The sequence below is a fragment of the Shewanella chilikensis genome, assembly GCF_002836945.1.
GTDB lineage: Bacteria > Pseudomonadota > Gammaproteobacteria > Enterobacterales > Shewanellaceae > Shewanella > Shewanella chilikensis.
The window spans coordinates 1-16602 of sequence record NZ_NIJM01000014.1 but is presented as its reverse complement, the minus strand read 5'-3'; the positions used below and the strand labels follow the sequence as shown (position 1 = coordinate 16602).

The following is a 16602-nucleotide window of genomic DNA, read 5'->3' as shown; positions in this document are numbered from 1 at the left end:
TTATTCCTGTCCCATCTGGGTAAAATCGGCCAGGGCGGCCAGTTTGTCTTTGTGGTAAAGGCTGATAAGCGGCGCCAAAATCCCCTGGGCCAACCCCGGGAAACTCAGGCTTCGCTTGAGTCTGAGTTGCCAACCGCCTGGCAACCCCGCACTCATGTCGCTCAGGGTAAACTCATCTTCACTCAACTCATTTTCACTCAGCTCATTTTCATTCAGCTTAGGTTCGCCAGCTTTGAGCCCAAAATCCGCCGCCGTGGCAGCATAGGTACTGTCATCAAGGGTTAAACCGAAGTCTTCCGGAAAGCGGAACAGGCGGGCGTTATGGGGATCCTGGCCGTCACCGAACCCGGCATCATCCAACCAGGCGCTCTCGGCCTCAGCAAGCCGCAGCTGATGTTCAGTGTCAATGGGCAAGCCATCTTCTACCTCGGCGCTGAAGTACGCCATGGAGGTTTGCGCCATAAAAGGCAGCGGCCTATGTTGCCCCAGCTCAAACAAGGCGGCCAACTGACCCAGCAGGGCCTTGGCGGACTCGGCCTTGAGCGGCGCCATGGCGTGGAAGTGACCGGCATCCAGCAGATAGCTGTGCCTGTGAATGCCGCTGGCATTGAGGCATAGATGGCGAATATAGAGGCTCAACAGATCCTTGGGCTTGGTGGTACCCGGCCTTAAGTTGACCAGCCCCTTGGGGTAGCAGTCTTCGATGCGGCCACTGAGCAGCAACTCGCGGCCATTGACCTCGAGCTTGAGCGCTATTTCAACGGCATCCGGCTTGGGCAATTCGGCGCGAAGAAAACGGGTGCGCTCTACCGCCGGGGCGATATCGCGGCGGTATTGATCCAGCAGCAGATCGTCAAACGGCGCCATCGGCAGCAGACCTTCGGCCTTGAGCTTGTCGAGCAGGGTTTCATCCAGCTCTCCGCGCTCGTCTTCCAGCGCATCCTGCATCATCAGCAGCTGCAGCTGATAGCGTTGCAGGGCGTTGAGCTCAAAGGGCTCATCATTGTCCTGACTGTCGATATCCAGCCTCAAGTCCAGCTGCAGCACCCGCTGGCAGAAATACTGCGCCGGGTTGCGGAAAAAGCGGATCAGCGCCGAGAGTTCCAGCTCCGGCTCCTTGAGGCCGGTTTCCTCGCCCAGCTCATGTTCAATAAAGGGCGCAGGACTTTGGGCGGCAAACATCTCCCGGGGGCACCACTGGGTTGCAAAACTGCCGGGCAGCTCGCTGTCACTGTAGAGCCGGGCGTCGAAGGGCTGCAGCGGTTGCTGAATGATGAGGCGCTGCATCAGCGCATCGGCCGCCAGATCGCCAAGGGCGGCAATCTCATCGGCATCTGTGGGCACTGATGACGGCGTAAATTGCGCCTCGTCCGGGCGGTAACACAGCTGAATGTATTCCAGCAATTCCGATACCAGCATGGAGGGAATACGTTCACTGTTATCGCGCTCGCTATGGCCTATGTAACTGATATAGAGCTGATCCCGGGCCGACAGCAAGGCTTCGAGAAACAGGTATCTGTCATCCAGGCGTCTTGAGCGGTCGCCGCGTCTTGGCTTTTCATGGGCGGTGAGATCGAACCCCACAGGATGTTGCACCCTGGGGTAGACGCCATCGTTCATTCCCAGCAAACACACCTGGCGGAAGGGAATGGAGCGCATCGGCATCAGGGTACAGAAGTTGACGCTGCCGGCGAGATAACGCTGACCGACCCTGGACTCACTCAAGGTAGAGTTGAACCATTGCCAAACCACTGTCAGCGGCAATACCCCGCTAAAGCCCGACAGTCGCAGCTCTTCGGCGAATCTGTCTATGGCCTGGCGAATGTCGTTGATCTCTTCCCTGGCATCGTCTTCCTGGGCCAGATAAAAGGCATCGAGCAGGGCGTTAAGCTGCGCCACCCGCTCATCCGGAGGGGTTTGCTGCTTGAGCTCTTCCCTGAAGTCATCGAGCGCTTCAATAAAATTCAACAGCTTGCCGAGCGCTTGCGCCGACTGGCCTTCAATACCGGCCAGCGGCAGATCGCCCTGATACAGCTCGGCATCATCACCCAGGGCATAGCCCAGCAGCATGCGGCGGATCCCAAAGGCCCAGGAGTGTTTGTCAAACCCGGGCAAGCCCAGCTCTTCGCGGTTGTGACTGTCGCGGCCCCAGCGAATACCGGCGGCCTTGAGCCAGCCCTTGAGCTGCTCCAGCTCCTCCTGGGCTATGCCAAAGCGGGCCAGCACAGCAGGTACTTCGAGAATACTGATGATGTCTGTCAGGCCAAAGCGGCTCTTGTCCAGCGCCAGCAGGTTGAGAAAACCGGCAATTAAGGGGGATTCCTGGGCCGCGCCGCGATCGGCTATGGCATAGGGGATGAAATGATCGCCGCTCTTGGCGGAAAACACCGCATCAATATAGGGGGCGTAGGCGGCCACATCGGGCAGCATCACCATGATGTCTTTGGCGGCCAGCGAAGGGTCGCTGCGCAGGCGATGCAGCAGATGATCGTGCAAGGTTTCCACTTCACGCAGCGGGCTGTGACAGCTTCGCAGTGTGATGGAGTCGTCGGTGGCGGCCAAGGGCCTGCGCCGGGCGATATTCAGGTATTTGCTGACATCCGGCCCCAGAGGCTCGCCTAAGGTTTCCATCTCCAGAATGTCATTTTGAATGCCGCCGAGCAGGGTATCTGTGTTGCCTGGGTGAAACAGCTCTTCCAGTTCCAGCCGCTCGGGTGGCAGCTCCAGCACCATATCCAGCAGCTCGCGGCCGAGACGGCCGTTATTGGCCAGAATGGGATTGCCCACTTCCAGCTTGTCTTCCCAGAGCTCGGGCAACTGTTTCTTGCCCTCAAAAGCCAGCGCCATTCGCGCTCGCGCCCTGGGCTCTATGATATCGCCCCAATAGTGACGACAGGGGCTGAGGCTCAGCATCACTACTTCGATGCGACTGGCGAGCGCATAGAGTACATCCAGTGTTTGCGGCGCCATCGAGGAGATCCCGAACACGAATAATCTGGGCGGCAGGTCTTCCAAGGCATGATCGCTGCCGCCTGTCAGCGTTTCTATCAGCGCTTGGTGCAGATTGGCCCTGTGGTAATGGCTCTGCTGCAATTCCTGATTGTTGTAACGCACCAACTCGCGCCAAAGCTCGGGTTGCCAGGCGTGCTGCGGCGCTATCTCCAGCGGGGATTCATTTTGCTCCCAGCCGAGGATCCATTCCGGACGGTATACCAGATATTGATCGAAAATATCGGCGATACGGCCGCTGAGTTGAAACAGTTTGAGCTCGACATCGTCGCCCAGATAATGTCTGAGCGGTGCAAAATTGTCTCTATCCAGAAGGGAGGGCAACAGCGCCATCAGTTTCCAGGTCATCGCCGCCTTGGTAAAGGGGTTTTCCTTGGGCACGTCATCGAGCAGCAGATAACAGAGCTGCCAGATAAAGCTGGACGGCAGCGGAAACTCCTGCGCCGCCGCCACGCCATTGTGGCGTGCCAGCTCAAGGCGGAGCCAGGTGGACATGCCGGGGCTTTGCACCAGAATTTGCTCGCAGCTAAGCGGCGACATGCCGGGCACGCCATCGCGAAGCCGGTCTGCCAGGGTGGCCGACAGCAATTCCATCTTGTTGGACTGGATAAGAGTAAACATAGGCAGCAGGGTTACCTGGCTTTGGGCCGTTTATTGCTTTGGTGCTCTATTCTAGGTGCTTGATTTATCGGGTTGCAAATCTTGTTTCAGCAGTTTGAACCACAAAGTGCGGGACTGACGGATAAAGCGGCGTTTATATATTGCCGACTCCTTGGAAGCGCCTTGATACTTGAGCTGAATATAGAGTGAGGTCCAGCTTTCTATCTCCTCTGTCAGCGCCGGCCAGCGCGCAACAAGCGCCGCGGCGTAATCCACAGGCCCCAAGGAAGCTGGCTTTGGCAGCCCCAGTCTGGCTGCCTGGCGGCATACCTTGAGATAGTGACGGTTGATGCTGTCCGGGCCTCTTTTAAGCCGCAGCAGGCCAGTGTTGAACATAATGGCGATAAAGGTAAGGGTCATCACCCCGAGGACCAAGGCTGCCAGACGGCCGATACTCACTTCTCCCAGCAGCTTGGAGAGCACTTGTTGCTGGCGCTCGTTGTCAAAACCCAGCACCCAGACGCTCCAGTAGTAGTCCAGGCTGGCGAGTCTGAGTCTCAGGCTGTTGTACCAGTCGCTGGCCCTAACCCCGGCGAAAGAACGGTCGGAAAGATAGCTTTCTTCAGGGCTGAACAGGGAGTCGAAACCCTGCTCAATTCGTTCGGGCGCTATCATGGCGGTGGGATCGTAACGTACCCAACCTTTGCCTTCGAGATAGACCTCACTCCAGGCGTGGGCCATATATTGATACACGCTGAGATAACCGGCCTGCGGGTTGTATTCGCCGCCCTGATAGCCGGTGACGATGCGGGCGGGCAAGCCGGTGGCTCTGGCCATGAAGGTGAATGCTGAGGCGTAGTGAACGCAGAAACCGGCACGATTTTCAAACAAAAAGTCGTCCAGTTGCTGCGGCCCCACCGGCGGGGGCGTCAGGGTGTAGAAAAACGGCTGACTGTTGAAATACTGCATCATGGCCGTCAAGCGCTGCTCGGCTTGCGGGTAACGATGGGCAAAATCGGCGGCAAGTTTGCGGCTGCGGGGGTTGATTTCATCGGGGAGGCTCAGATTGAGCTGCCGCAGCGGCGCTTTCAAGCGGTTATCCAGCGGGGCATCAGGATAGCTCATCACCCGGTATTGCAACTTTTGTTCTACCGGCCTTATGGCATAGAGGCGAAAGTCCGGTAGATTCACCAGGCGTGGATCCATGCTGTAGGCGAGATCCAAGCCGAACAGCCAATGCTGGCCGCTCGGCTCGGCTATGATGCTGTAATCGATAAAAGGCCCTTTGGGGACGCCGGGTTCGGGGCGGCTATTCATGATAAAGCTGTCTTGCTGCAGCGCCTTTATTCCCCGTGACTGCTGCCAGCGTTTGCCGTCATATTCTTCCAATACCAGTGCGCGCCAATACCTGTCTTCGGGAGCCGGTATCTGGCCCTTGAAACTGGCGCGAAATGCCAGCTCGTTGGATTTGGTCAGGCGCGAGATATCACCAAAGCTAAGCTCATCGGACAGCCCTGTGGTACTGCTTTTCATCTGCGGCACCATCCAAAGCGGACTGAAACGCGGCAGCACCACAAAAAGCAGCAGCGCCAGCGGCAGACTCTGTGCCAGCAGCATCAGGGTTAGTTTCAGTTGGCGATTGAACGAGGCCTGTTCGTGGTAGAGGCTTGCCAACACACAGGTGTTGAGCGCAGCCACCAGCGAGAGTTGCAGGGCGTCGAGCATCTGTTGATGGTCGATAAAGGTGAGGGCGATAAGAAAGTAGCCCACCAGTACCACGGCTTTGACATCGCGGCGACTGCGCATTTCGATATATTTGAGGGAATAGCCGAGGATCAACAAGTTGACCAGGGCATTTAGCAGGCCAAGTTCGCGACTCACCAGCGCCAACGTCAGCGCCGCAGCAATGGCCAGCACAGTCACCAGCACTCTGGGGGGCCTGGCGACCTTGCCAAGATAGATCCCCAAGCGCCAGACAAAACAGATGGCGCAGATCCCCAGGGTTCCCAGGGTGATTTTGCTTGCAAGCGGCGCCAGCACTGCCAGATTGGTGATCAGCAGCCAAAGCAAGGTGCGGCGGGCGATGATCTCCTCCGAGGTCTCCTTGAGCGCGGTTTGCAAGCGAGCGGCTTTCATCGGCCGGTACCTTCAGCCTTTGCCGGATAGAGCGCCAGGGCTTTGAGGCATTCCTGACGCCGAGGTTCGCCTTGAGAAGGCGCTATAATCCTGCCCGCTAACTTAAGCCCCCAGGTTTGGCCTGAATGGGCCAATTGATTGACCTGATAACTCAGCTCACCCAGGCGCTTTTCCAACTCATCGCCGGTTAACTTGCTATTAAGCTCCAGCCACAAGGGCGCCCCCTGAGGCTCGGCAAACTCCTTGCTGAGCATGCCTCGGCCCTGAGCCCACTGTTTCCAGGCCACCTGTTTGAGCGATTCACCCGGAACATAGCTCTTAAGCCCGGCGTATTCATCGACGCCGCTGAGCCACTCGCCACTGTCTTGGGATTCGGGGACGTGTTCACAGCGGCCCAGTTTAGCTGTGCTGACCACAGGCGCTGGAAACACCCATTGACTGGTGTCGAGATCCAGATGAGACCAGGCGCGGCAGAGCCCCAGAGGATAGCAGGACTCCACCTTGAGTCTACCTGGATGCCAAAGGCCTCTGGGCCTTGGCTGCATGGGCACCAAAGCCGTCTGCTCCTGGTTATCGACACAGGAGATAAAGACTTGCCGCTCTCCTGGGTAGCTGAAACCGAGCCGAAACAGGCTTCTGTCGGCGCTGACGGTGACAGGGAAGGAGAGGGTGTCACCGGCGTAGGCTTGGGGAGGCTTACGGGCACTGAGTCTCAATCCCGCCAGGTTGCGGTAACTGTGAATGATGCAGGTGTGAAACACGCTGGCCAATACTATGGCCAGACCGATCACCAGGTTGTTTTGATAGTTGGTGCCGAACAGAAACAGCAGCAGTACCAGCGCCAGCCAGATAACGCCAAAGCCGCTGGGAAGAATAAAGATGCTTCTGTGGCTCAAACGTTGCTCTTTGGCGGCGGGAATACGCCGTGACAACCAGCGGTTGAGCCGCGCAGAGAAGAGGGAGGTCACAGAGGCCATCTCGTTGTTACCGAATGGGATTAATGGTGCCGAGTAACTTGGCCGATAACTGCTCGCCCTGAAGTTGGCTCGAATGCCGCAGGCGGTGCTCGGCAACGGCGCCAAACACAGCTTGCACATCTTCGGGCACCAGATATTGACGCCCCTGGATATAGGCCCAGGCCTTGGCAGCCGCCAGCAGCGCCTTGGTGGCTCTGGGGGAAAGGCCATAGCCTTCGTTTTGGTTGCGGGAAGCCTCCACCAGCGCCAGAATATAGTTAAGCAGGGCGTCGGAAGCGGCCACCTGTTCGCACTCCTGCTGCAGTTGATCCAGCTCGAGCGCACTCAGACACTGGGGCAGGGGCTGGTTGCGCTCCTGTCCTTTGAGCATGGCCAACTCGGCGTCCTGGTTGGGATAACCAATGGAGAGGCGCATCATAAAGCGGTCCAGCTGGGATTCCGGCAGTGGAAAGGTGCCTGATTGGTCTGTGGGGTTTTGGGTGGCGACCACAAAAAAAGGATGCGGCAGCCTGTGGGTCACACCGTCGACAGTGATCTGCCGCTCTGCCATCGCCTCGAGCAAGGCGCTCTGGGTTTTGGGGCTGGCGCGGTTGATTTCGTCGGCCAGCACCATCTGTTTGAAGATGGGGCCAGGGTGGAATACAAACTCAGATTGCTGCTTATCAAAGATGGAAACCCCGAGAATATCTGCCGGCAGCATGTCGCTGGTAAACTGTACCCGCTGATAACTCAGGCCTAAGGTTTGCGCCAGCGCGTGGGATAAACTGGTTTTGCCCATGCCCGGCAGATCTTCAATCAGCAGGTGACCGCGAGCCAGAATGCAGGCCAGTGCCAGCCGTATTACCCTGGGCTTGCCTATCAAAACTTGCTCGAGCTGCTGCAGTACCTGGGTTATCTGGCTCCTGGACACATTGGCTTCCTTGTTAGATGGTCACTGAAATCAGTTCCGGCTCGGTTTGGATGAACTGAGGTCTGAAGTAGAAACCTTGCACCAAATCCACATCCAAAGCCAGAGCCTGAGACAGGTGCTGCTCGGTTTCTATTCCTTCGAGTATAGTTATTTTTTGGCAGGACTTGGCAAAATTAAGCAAGTTTTCCAGAAGCTTAGCCATGAGTGGTATCTGGATGGCACTGAGCCAGTGACGGTCGAGCTTGATGCAGTCTACGGCGGTCAACAGTTGTAGCGACACCATGGCATGGGGTGCGCCGACGTCATCGAGCGCTACGGTGATCCCGCGCCGGTGCAGCTCCTTGAGTAATGTTTGTGCCTTGTCGGCATCGTTGACGCAGGTGTTTTCTATCAGCTCCACCGTCAAGCCTCCGGTTTGCTGCTGATACTTATCCAGTGCCTGCATCATGTACTGACAGTTGCTGCTATCGAGTGCGTGAGGATCCAGGTTGAGGTTGAGTCTGGGAGTCTTGGGCGCCTGACTGAGTTGCAACAGCTTGGCTTGCAGTTCTACCGCCGCCAGAGCACGGCTGTCTCTATGCAGCCAGTCGAATACCAGATTAGGTGCCAAGGAGGCTCCTTGGTGATCGTAAAAGCGGGCCAGGGCTTCATAGCCTTGAATGGCCAGAGTTCGGGGACAGACAAGCGGCTGATATTCACAGGCAATGTGCCGCGGAGGGGAAAGATCCATGTAGTTATCAACGGAGTTAGCTAAATGAATGCTAATTATTCCCATTATGGGGCCAAGATAACAAGTCAATTTACCCCACTAAAGCGTTGAGCGCTGAAAAATACGTCTAGGAACAAGCTCTTTAATATCAAAGTGTTGGGAATTTGACTCAGTGCCAATTCACCGCCGCCTCAATAGCGGCGGTCTAGTTCTGCTTCGCTGAACTGTGGCCGAGTTTGCTGTTGACGCAGTTCATAAATTTGCCGGTAGGTGAACACCGCCTGCACATAGGCGCGGGTTTCGCTGAAAGGGATAGTTTCAATAAAGCTCATCACATCCAGTTTGCCATCGCTCTGCTTCAACCAGCGTTTTACCCTATGTGGACCGGCATTGTATGCGGCAACGGCCAGTACCCGATTGTTGTCGAACTGTTCCAGCAGCTTGGTGTAGTAGGCACTGCCGAGTGGCACATTGATGGCCGGGTCGTACAAACTGCGATTGCCGTTGAACGCCAGTTTAAACTGTTTCGCGGTTTGCTTGGCGGTGGCTGGCATCAATTGCATAAGGCCTCTGGCACCCACTGACGAAGTCGCGTAGGGGTAGAAGGCGCTTTCGCGGCGGGAGATTGCGCGAATTTCATTGACATTGACCTTGAAGTCTTTACCTGCCTGGGTAAAGAAAGGATCGGCGGCATAGGGAAAGCGCATCTCCATATCATTCCAGAGCTTGGCCTGAATACTGGCTTCAACCGCCAATGCATCCCATCCTTGCTGTTGAGCATAGACCCCATACTGGGCACGCATCTGTTTGTTGTGGCGGGCGAGCATTTGGCTCCATTCGATTCTGGCATCGACCAACTTATCCAGCGCCAGCAGCTCAGATACCCGGGCAAGCGCCTTGTCATCGGCAAGCCTTGCCTGCATCTGTGCCTGTGGTTGAGTCGGCACATGCGCCAGATTGGGGGCGATACCGAGTTCGGCGGCGGCCCAGAAACCATAGAAATTACGTTCTTTGCTGAGCGCTTCGAGCACAGCATCGTCCCGGCCATTGACTCTCAGATGCCAGTAGCGCCAGCGGGCATCGTTGCGGCCTTGGTCGCTGAGTAAGGGGAGAAAACGGCGGATATCGGCGTCATTTTGCTCGGCAATGGCCCAGCGCAAACGGCGCTCGGTCAGATCGTCGGCTTCGAGCAGCGGCAACATAGTGTCGATATGATCCCTAAGCCCTTCGTCCTCGACGATAAGCGCTCGCCTGACCAGATAACGGTTCAGTTGTCGCCCCTGGAAGTCGCTGAATCTACCGGCCTTTTCATACTTAACGTACAAACGCACCGCCTGACGAAGATCTTTACGGGCCAGGCGCTTGAGTCCGGCAGAAACGATATCGCTGTAGATGGGGGCCGCGCCATCAAACTGGTTCATGTGTCTAAGGCGATTGGGATCTTTGTATACCGCCTGCAGCAGTTTGGCCTGATTCTGATGTTGGGTGACTTTGCGTCCCAGATACTGCAGCAGACCGCTTTGGCCGGCGTCAAAGGCCAGCAACATTCGCGACCAGATCAACTCCTGTGAGCGAAGCCCGGCTTTGCTCCAGGCATTGAACAGGGGATCGCACTCCTTGGGACGGGAGCGACCATAGAGCCAGAGTTGACGGGCACCATCCCAGGCGACCTGTTTATTCCCTTGCCCAAGCTGGGCCCGGTAAAAGTAACATTGCAGCTCAGTGGCTCGGGGCAGTTCCGGGGAAATGGCCAGAAAGTCCTGCCAGCGTTTGTCGGCGCCGGCTCGCAGCAGGTACCTGTGACGGGCGCTGCCATGCAGGGGCGAATGCTCAAATTTGTCTATCGCCTTTTGTGCTTCTGGGCCTGCAAGCGCCATTATGTCATCGAGCTCGGCGTGAAAATCCAGATAGATATTGAGCGGGTAATCCTTGAGTTGGGCCCTGAGCTTGCGATAATCGGCAAGTTGGCCCTTGTCCAGCGCTTCTCTGGCCTTTAGGTAGCTTTGGCGTTGTTGCTCCAAAGCGGCAGGTGCCTTGGCCGCATGGCCTATCCCGGGAAACAGCATCCAAGGGATGGATACTGTCAATGCACTCAAGGCAACGCTGCCGGCGAGGGCGATTCGGGTCAAGGCTCTGCGCATCTAAAACTCCTTGTTGATGGCCAGTTTCACTTGAGAGGCTGAATTCAGGAGGTGAGTTCGCCGTCCTTCTCTGTATTTTCTATGGCATCAACCTCCTTGCCTACTGGCAAGGGCGTTTCTGTCATCGCCTTTTCAAGTAGTTGTTTATCCAATTGTTTACTGGTTTCAACGCCCAACTGTTGCATCTGGTGAGCCTGGCGGACAAGGTTACCCCTGCCGGTAGCCAGTTTATTCATGGCGCCGTTGAAACACTTCTCTGCATTGTCCAGCGCGCGCCCGAGTTTGTCCATATCTTCCAGATAGCCACAGAGTTTATCGTAAATTTTACCGGCTTGCCTGGCGATCCTTTGTGCGTGTTGGTTTTGGTATTCGTAGCGCCAGATGTTATTGATGGTGCGCAGTGCTACCAAAAGATTGGTTGGGCTGACGAGCATGATGTTGTTTTCGAGCGCGAAATTCACCAACTGCGGCTCTTGTTCCAGTGCCAGCAGGAAGGCGGGTTCCACCGGAATAAACATTAATACATAATCGAGGCTCTTGATGCCGTGCAGTTGCTGGTAGTCCTTCTGGCTCAGGCCTTTGATATGACCGCGGATAGAGTTGATATGTTCACGCAGCGCCAGGGAACGCTCTTCATCGGTTTCGGCGTTGTAGTAGCGTTCATAGGCGAGCAGTGACATCTTGGCATCTATTACCACATCCTTATTGGCCGGCAGGTGGACGATGACATCGGGTTTAAAGCGCTTGCCGGCATCATTTTTCAGATCCTGTTGCACATCATACTCGTGCCCTTGTCTGAGGCCACTTTCCTGCAGCACACGCTCCAGGATCACTTCGCCCCAATTGCCTTGCTGCTTGTTGTCACCCTTGAGCGCCTTGGTGAGATTGACCGCATCTTGGCTCATGCGCAGGTTGAGTTGTTTGAGATCTTCCAACTGGTGTTTCAGTGAGGAACGTTCACTCTGTTCTTGTGAATAGGATTCATGAATTTGTCTTCTGAAGCCTTCGAGCTGTTGCTTTAGTGGCCCAAGTACGCCATCGAGTTGCGATAAATTCTGGGATTTTAGCCTTTCGCTTCTGTCTTCAAAAATTTTGTTGGCGAGATTTTCAAACTGTTCTTTTAAGCGGGCTTCACTGCGTTCAAGCAGTTCAATCTTATCGTTGAGCGCCTGTTGCTCGGCGTCGAAGCGGGCGCTGATTGTCTGCTGCATCGCATTGGATTTTGACAGGTTAAGCTGGGTTTCCAACTGTTTGCGCTGAGCATCTTTGAGTTGCTGTTCCAGGTCAGGCACCCGCTCGGCAATAGCCTCTGCTTTACCGAGTTGTGACACCAGCCATTCGGCTTTTTCCTGACTGCTGCTGAGTTGTTCGCTGAGCTCGCTGCATCTTTGTTCATGTTGCAGTATTAACTGGTCTTTAATCTGTTGCCAGCGGCTACGGGTCATGCGTTGATTAAAGAGGGCGCCAAGCAAGATACCCAGCAGTAATACGGCTGCGGCGGCAATGAGTTGAGGCGCGGAAATTGTGGTGGCCAAGTCCATATCATGTCCCTTGAGTGCAAAAAGAGGAGCGGAAAACCCGGATAGAGTCGCAGAATGAGTCAGGGCCTTCAAGGGCCAGGGCATGCAGACTCAGGATAAATGGCCAAGAGTTGCCCATTTTGTACCCCTTGTCAGCCAATGTTCAGCCAATGGAGTTGCTGGAATTATTCCAGCAGGAAATTTTTCTTTGCCTGCCTGGGTCTTATAAACTGAATTGACTGCAGCTATTGAGAGGTCACTGTGAGCAATAAAAAATTTAAACTAGGGATTGGTAGGCAAATGCCCTGGGAGTTGCCGGCAACTGAAGTCACGCCGGAATCTGTGTTTCGCGATCGGCGCAACATAGTCAAGGCGTTGGGGCTCGGCGCTATAGGTGCCAGTATTCCCGGCCATGTTCAGGCTGGCCTGTTTGACCTTTTTGGTGAAAAGCGCGAGAACGAGGCATTTGTGACCTCAAATCTCAACTATCGCAGCAACCCTGAGTTTCAATTACCGGGGAGCCTGACCCCCCTTGATAAGGTGATCCACCATAACAATTTTTACGAGTTTGGTACAGGTAAACAAGATCCCTTCGAAAACAGTCAGGGCCTCAAGGTTAATCCCTGGATGCTGAAAGTCGAAGGCGAGGTCGAGCGCCCTTTGACGCTGGATTATGACGATTTGCTCAAGTTGCTTCCTCTGGAGGAGCGTCACTATCGTTTGCGCTGTGTCGAGGCCTGGTCCATGGTGATCCCCTGGGTCGGCTTTCCGCTGGCGGCTTTGCTGGCCAAGGCCGGAGTCAAATCCTCTGCGACTCATGTGGCCTTTGAAACCCTGTTTGATCCCGAGCAGATGCCTGGGCAACGCAATCGCCTGATGGGCGGCGGCATTCATTATCCCTATGTGGAGGGATTAAGGCTCGATGAGGCGATGAACGAGTTGAGCTTCCTGTCGGTGGGCCTCTATGGCAAGACGCTGCCGCCGCAAAATGGTGCTCCCGTGCGTTTGGTGGTGCCCTGGAAATACGGTTTCAAGAGCATTAAATCTATCGTGAAAATTAGGCTTTTGGACAAACAGCCGCCGACCAGTTGGAATCAATTGGCACCCAATGAATATGGTTTTTATGCCAACGTGAACCCCAAGGTGGATCACCCGCGTTGGTCACAGGCGACAGAGCGGCGGATTGCCGAAGGCGGGATCTTCTCTGCCAAACGGATCCCGACCCAGATGTTCAACGGCTATGGCGAGCAGGTTGCTCATCTGTACCGGGATCTGGATTTAAGGAAATATTATTGATGCGTCTAGCTCCCAAGCAACTGCCTTGGTTAAAGGCGTTGTTGCATTTGGCCGCCGGTTTGCCACTGCTTTATTTGGTTCTGCAAGTGGTGACAGATAGCGCCGGTGGTGATCCTGTGCAATATATTATCCATTTCACCGGCAAAGGGGCACTCAACGCCTTGGTGGCAACCTTGTTGGTATCGCCTGTGGCCAGAAAATTCAAACTGGGGTTGTTGATGCAGACCCGGCGTTTGCTCGGACTCTGGGTATTTGCCTGGGCCTGCTTGCATATTCTCAGCTATTTCAGCCTGGATCTGCTGTTTGCCTGGGAGCTGCTACTCAGTGAAATTATCAAGCGTCCCTATATTTTGGTGGGGGCCAGCGCCTGGTTGTTGCTTGCTGCGCTGGCGCTGACCTCGTTCAAGGCATTGCAACGCCGGATGGGAAGGCGTTGGCAGCAACTGCACTACAGTATTTATGCCATAGCCCTGTTGGTACCTGTGCATTATTACTGGTCGGTGAAGTCTGAAATCATCGAACCCGGTCTTTATCTTGCTGCCATGTTGCTGTTGTTGGCGATAAGATTACCGAGATTTAACTGGTTTCGGCGCCTGTGGCCGTTTGCTTGAAGAAAGACGCAGAGACTGAGCATGAGACGGTAGGCTTTGTCAGGCGTCGGCCAAGGGCGAGGCAAAGCTGTATTGCTTCTTTGCTGCAAACTCCTTGGAAGTTTGCAGGGGTGCCTGCTTAGCCTGATACATGGCGCTGTCGGCAGCGTTGATAAGCTCGGCCAGGGTATCGCCATGCTCGGGATAAAGGCTGATGCCGGTACTCAGGCCAACCTGAAGTTGTTGTCCTTGCCAGGGGATATCGCGGCCGAGGGTATTGATTTTTTCCAGCACAGTGCAGACTTCTTTACGGTCGGTTATTGGCTCCAGCCAGATGATAAATTCATCACCGCCGATGCGGGCCACCAGATCAGAGCGTCTTAATGTCTCCTTCAGCCTTTTGGCTATTTCCACCAGCACTGCGTCACCGGCGTTGTGACCAAAATTGTCGTTGATGGGTTTGAATTTATCCAGATCAATGAATAGCAGCGCCGCCTTAAGCTGTTGACGCTGGCAACGCACAATGGCGTGTTCCAACTCGGTGGTGGCGGCGCCGCGATTGAGTGCGCCGGTGAGATCGTCATGATCTGCCAGATAGCGCAATCTATCTTGCTGTAGTTGCAATTGCTGGGTTTGTTCCTCTACTTCCTGCTGTAATTGATCTTTTCGCTTTGTCGCTTCCATCAATGCCTGCTTCATATTGTTGAACTCATGGGCCAGCTCCGAGAGTTCATCTTGTTGTTCCAGTCTGATACGGCTATGAAGATCGCCCTTGGCCAGATCGCGAATGCCGCGTTTTAAACTGCCCAAATGGCGGCGAAAACGCCTCAGAGTATGCAGAGTAAAGCCGGTCACCAGCAGGGCTATGGCCAACAGCAGGGCACCGTTGAGATAGAGATGACTGAGCTGCAGCACACGGGCTCTGTCCATGGTGTGATGTTGAAAGCGAAACAGGTCTTCGCTCATGGATTGAATGCTCATATTATATCTTGACAGCAACATACTACTGACCAATTGATCATCTGCTATCAGAGACAGCTTGGGCAGAGAATGCTCCAACAGGGTGCTGATGTTGTTGCTTTGGCGTTTGAGGTTAGCCAACAGCTGTTGTTGCTGCTCATCATCGACCTGAGTGGTAGTCAAGAGGGCGTTCAGGCGCAGCAGATCCCTTTGGGTGTTTTCCACCGCTTGGGTGTCCCTGTATTGTTGCAGCAGCCATAAGTTGGATCTCAGCAGATCCAGGTGTAGTTGCAGTTCCACCAGTTTGTGCATCTGTTGGAACGTCTGCTGGGAGAAATGACGTTGCTGCAGCAATGACAGCGCTAGTACCAGTGTCAGAGTAACACAGAGAATGACCAGGATATTGAGGCGGCTGGATAATTTCATCTCTGTTCTACCAATGACATATGTTGTATCTGATCCAGTGCTTCGGGTGCGATAACATTTCTGAAGTCGGGCAACTGCTGGGCTTCTATGGTGCCGCTGGTCATGGCCCAGCGTGCCTGTGATTGCAGATTGCTGAGCAAGCTATTACCCAATGACAAACGAAACAGATAGTCTGGCCATAGGGCGACGACTTCTTCAGTGGGCAGGTGCAGATATTCGGCAACCAACTGACGGGCTTCCTGCGGGTGCAGAACAATAAATTCACTGGCGAGTTTCAACGCCTTGAGGATCCGCACATGGTGTTCGTAGTACGCCTGATTGTCGCCCTTACGACTGATGAGATTAAAAGATAGGCTATACAAACCGCGGCTGGGAAATTCGTTTATCTTGCCAGGTTGATGTTGCGATAGCTGAAATCCGTATGGTTCCCAAACCGAAATTGCATCCACATCGCCTGCAAGCAGCGCCGGTGCTAAAGCGGACGGGCGGATATCCACCCGAACCGGCGCTAAGGACGGGTGTCCGGCTATGTTGAGTATGGTATCAAGAAAATACTCGCTGGCGCTGCCGGCGACGACGCCAACGCGCTTACCTTCCAGTTGGGCCGGAGTGGTGATACCGCTCTGATGTAGGGTTAACAGTTTGATGTCGTTATCCGATTCGGCAAAGCTTGCCAGTACGGTGAAGTCGGTTCGCTTGAAGCTATTAAACATCACTACGGATTCAGAGCTGGTGGCCAGATCAGCCCTGTTATTGAGCATAGCCTCGAAGCAAAGATCACCTCCTTGAAGTGGTTGCAGCACTACATAGACGCCTTCGCGGGCAAAGAGTTCGAGCTTGTCGGCAATAATGACAGGGGCCGAAAGCAGTGAGGTGGATACGGCGATGCGAACCGGCGTCTGGTTGAGCAAAACTGGGGAGTTTGGCTGTCTGGGCATGCTGAGCCAGATAAACAAGAATAGCAATAGAGCCAAAGGCACTAGCATCTTTCCCATGGTTATTGCTGTCCTCCATTAGTCATAGTCTGAAGCCCGTGTTTTGTTCAATCCAGATGATTTCAACTTTCTTAAGTGTAGTGCAAACGGAAGGGCGTGCTATAAAAGGCTCATATTTTTCATGGGATTATTTGTGGTATTCGGTTGGAAAGTGAAACCGATAGCGGAAGACAGTTATTTCTTTTGTTAATTGTAGCAAGCGAACAATAATGCAATAGGATTCAAAAAGTGAAATAAGTTGTGAAATACTATCTGGGGTGATAACGCACATCCTTGTCGGTAGTGTTCATAAATCTGTGTCATTTGAGTAATATACACCCAAAAGGATATTCA

Annotated in this window: 11 protein-coding genes; 2 read left to right on the top strand and 9 right to left on the bottom strand. The window is 54.6% G+C overall.

From position 1 onward, the window contains the following. From recC to rmuC, 7 genes are all read right to left on the bottom strand, one after another. A complete protein-coding gene (gene recC, locus CX651_RS07185) occupies positions 1–3630 on the bottom strand; it encodes an exodeoxyribonuclease V subunit gamma (protein ID WP_101055118.1) in 3630 nt (1209 codons plus the stop codon). Positions 3631–3681: 51 nt separating this feature from the next. Continuing rightward, a complete protein-coding gene (locus CX651_RS07180; RefSeq protein WP_101055116.1) occupies positions 3682–5745 on the bottom strand; it encodes a transglutaminase TgpA family protein in 2064 nt (687 codons plus the stop codon). Beyond that, on the bottom strand, positions 5742–6842 hold the full coding sequence (locus CX651_RS07175) for a DUF58 domain-containing protein (RefSeq protein ID WP_229839771.1): 1101 nt from the start codon (positions 6840–6842) through the stop codon (positions 5742–5744). Before CX651_RS07175 ends, CX651_RS07180 begins: the two co-directional genes overlap by 4 nt. Continuing rightward, positions 6730–7632: an AAA family ATPase gene (locus tag CX651_RS07170; RefSeq protein ID WP_101055114.1), complete on the bottom strand. Its 903-nt coding sequence runs from the start codon at positions 7630–7632 to the stop codon at positions 6730–6732. The genes CX651_RS07175 and CX651_RS07170 overlap by 113 nt, the downstream gene beginning before the upstream one ends. 13 nt (positions 7633–7645) lie before the next feature. Further along, the gene (locus tag CX651_RS07165) at positions 7646–8362 is read right to left on the bottom strand and encodes an EAL domain-containing protein (protein WP_101055112.1); all 717 of its coding nucleotides are present in this window, start codon (positions 8360–8362) and stop codon (positions 7646–7648) included. Between the two features lie 170 nt (positions 8363–8532). Beyond that, positions 8533–10482 (bottom strand): transglycosylase SLT domain-containing protein, encoded by a 1950-nt coding sequence (locus CX651_RS07160; RefSeq protein ID WP_229839772.1) that lies wholly within the window; start codon positions 10480–10482, stop codon positions 8533–8535. A 44-nt stretch (positions 10483–10526) separates the two neighbouring features. After that, positions 10527–12023, bottom strand: coding sequence for a DNA recombination protein RmuC (rmuC, locus tag CX651_RS07155; RefSeq protein WP_101055110.1), 1497 nt, complete (start codon positions 12021–12023; stop codon positions 10527–10529). A 279-nt stretch (positions 12024–12302) separates the two neighbouring features. On the opposite strand from rmuC, the gene msrP reads away from it, so the two are divergent. Beyond that, positions 12303–13298: a protein-methionine-sulfoxide reductase catalytic subunit MsrP gene (gene msrP, locus CX651_RS07150; RefSeq protein ID WP_101055108.1), complete on the top strand. Its 996-nt coding sequence runs from the start codon at positions 12303–12305 to the stop codon at positions 13296–13298. Beyond that, complete coding sequence (msrQ, locus tag CX651_RS07145; protein WP_101055106.1) at positions 13295–13909, top strand: protein-methionine-sulfoxide reductase heme-binding subunit MsrQ; 615 nt, start codon at positions 13295–13297, stop codon at positions 13907–13909. The genes msrP and msrQ overlap by 4 nt, the downstream gene beginning before the upstream one ends. Before the next feature lie 39 nt (positions 13910–13948). Here the strand turns inward: msrQ and CX651_RS07140 are convergent, their stop codons facing one another. Continuing rightward, positions 13949–15274, bottom strand: coding sequence for a GGDEF domain-containing protein (locus tag CX651_RS07140; protein WP_101055104.1), 1326 nt, complete (start codon positions 15272–15274; stop codon positions 13949–13951). Further along, the gene (locus CX651_RS07135; RefSeq protein ID WP_101055102.1) at positions 15271–16269 is read right to left on the bottom strand and encodes an ABC transporter substrate-binding protein; all 999 of its coding nucleotides are present in this window, start codon (positions 16267–16269) and stop codon (positions 15271–15273) included. Before CX651_RS07135 ends, CX651_RS07140 begins: the two co-directional genes overlap by 4 nt. Between the last annotated feature and the right edge of the window lie 333 nt (positions 16270–16602).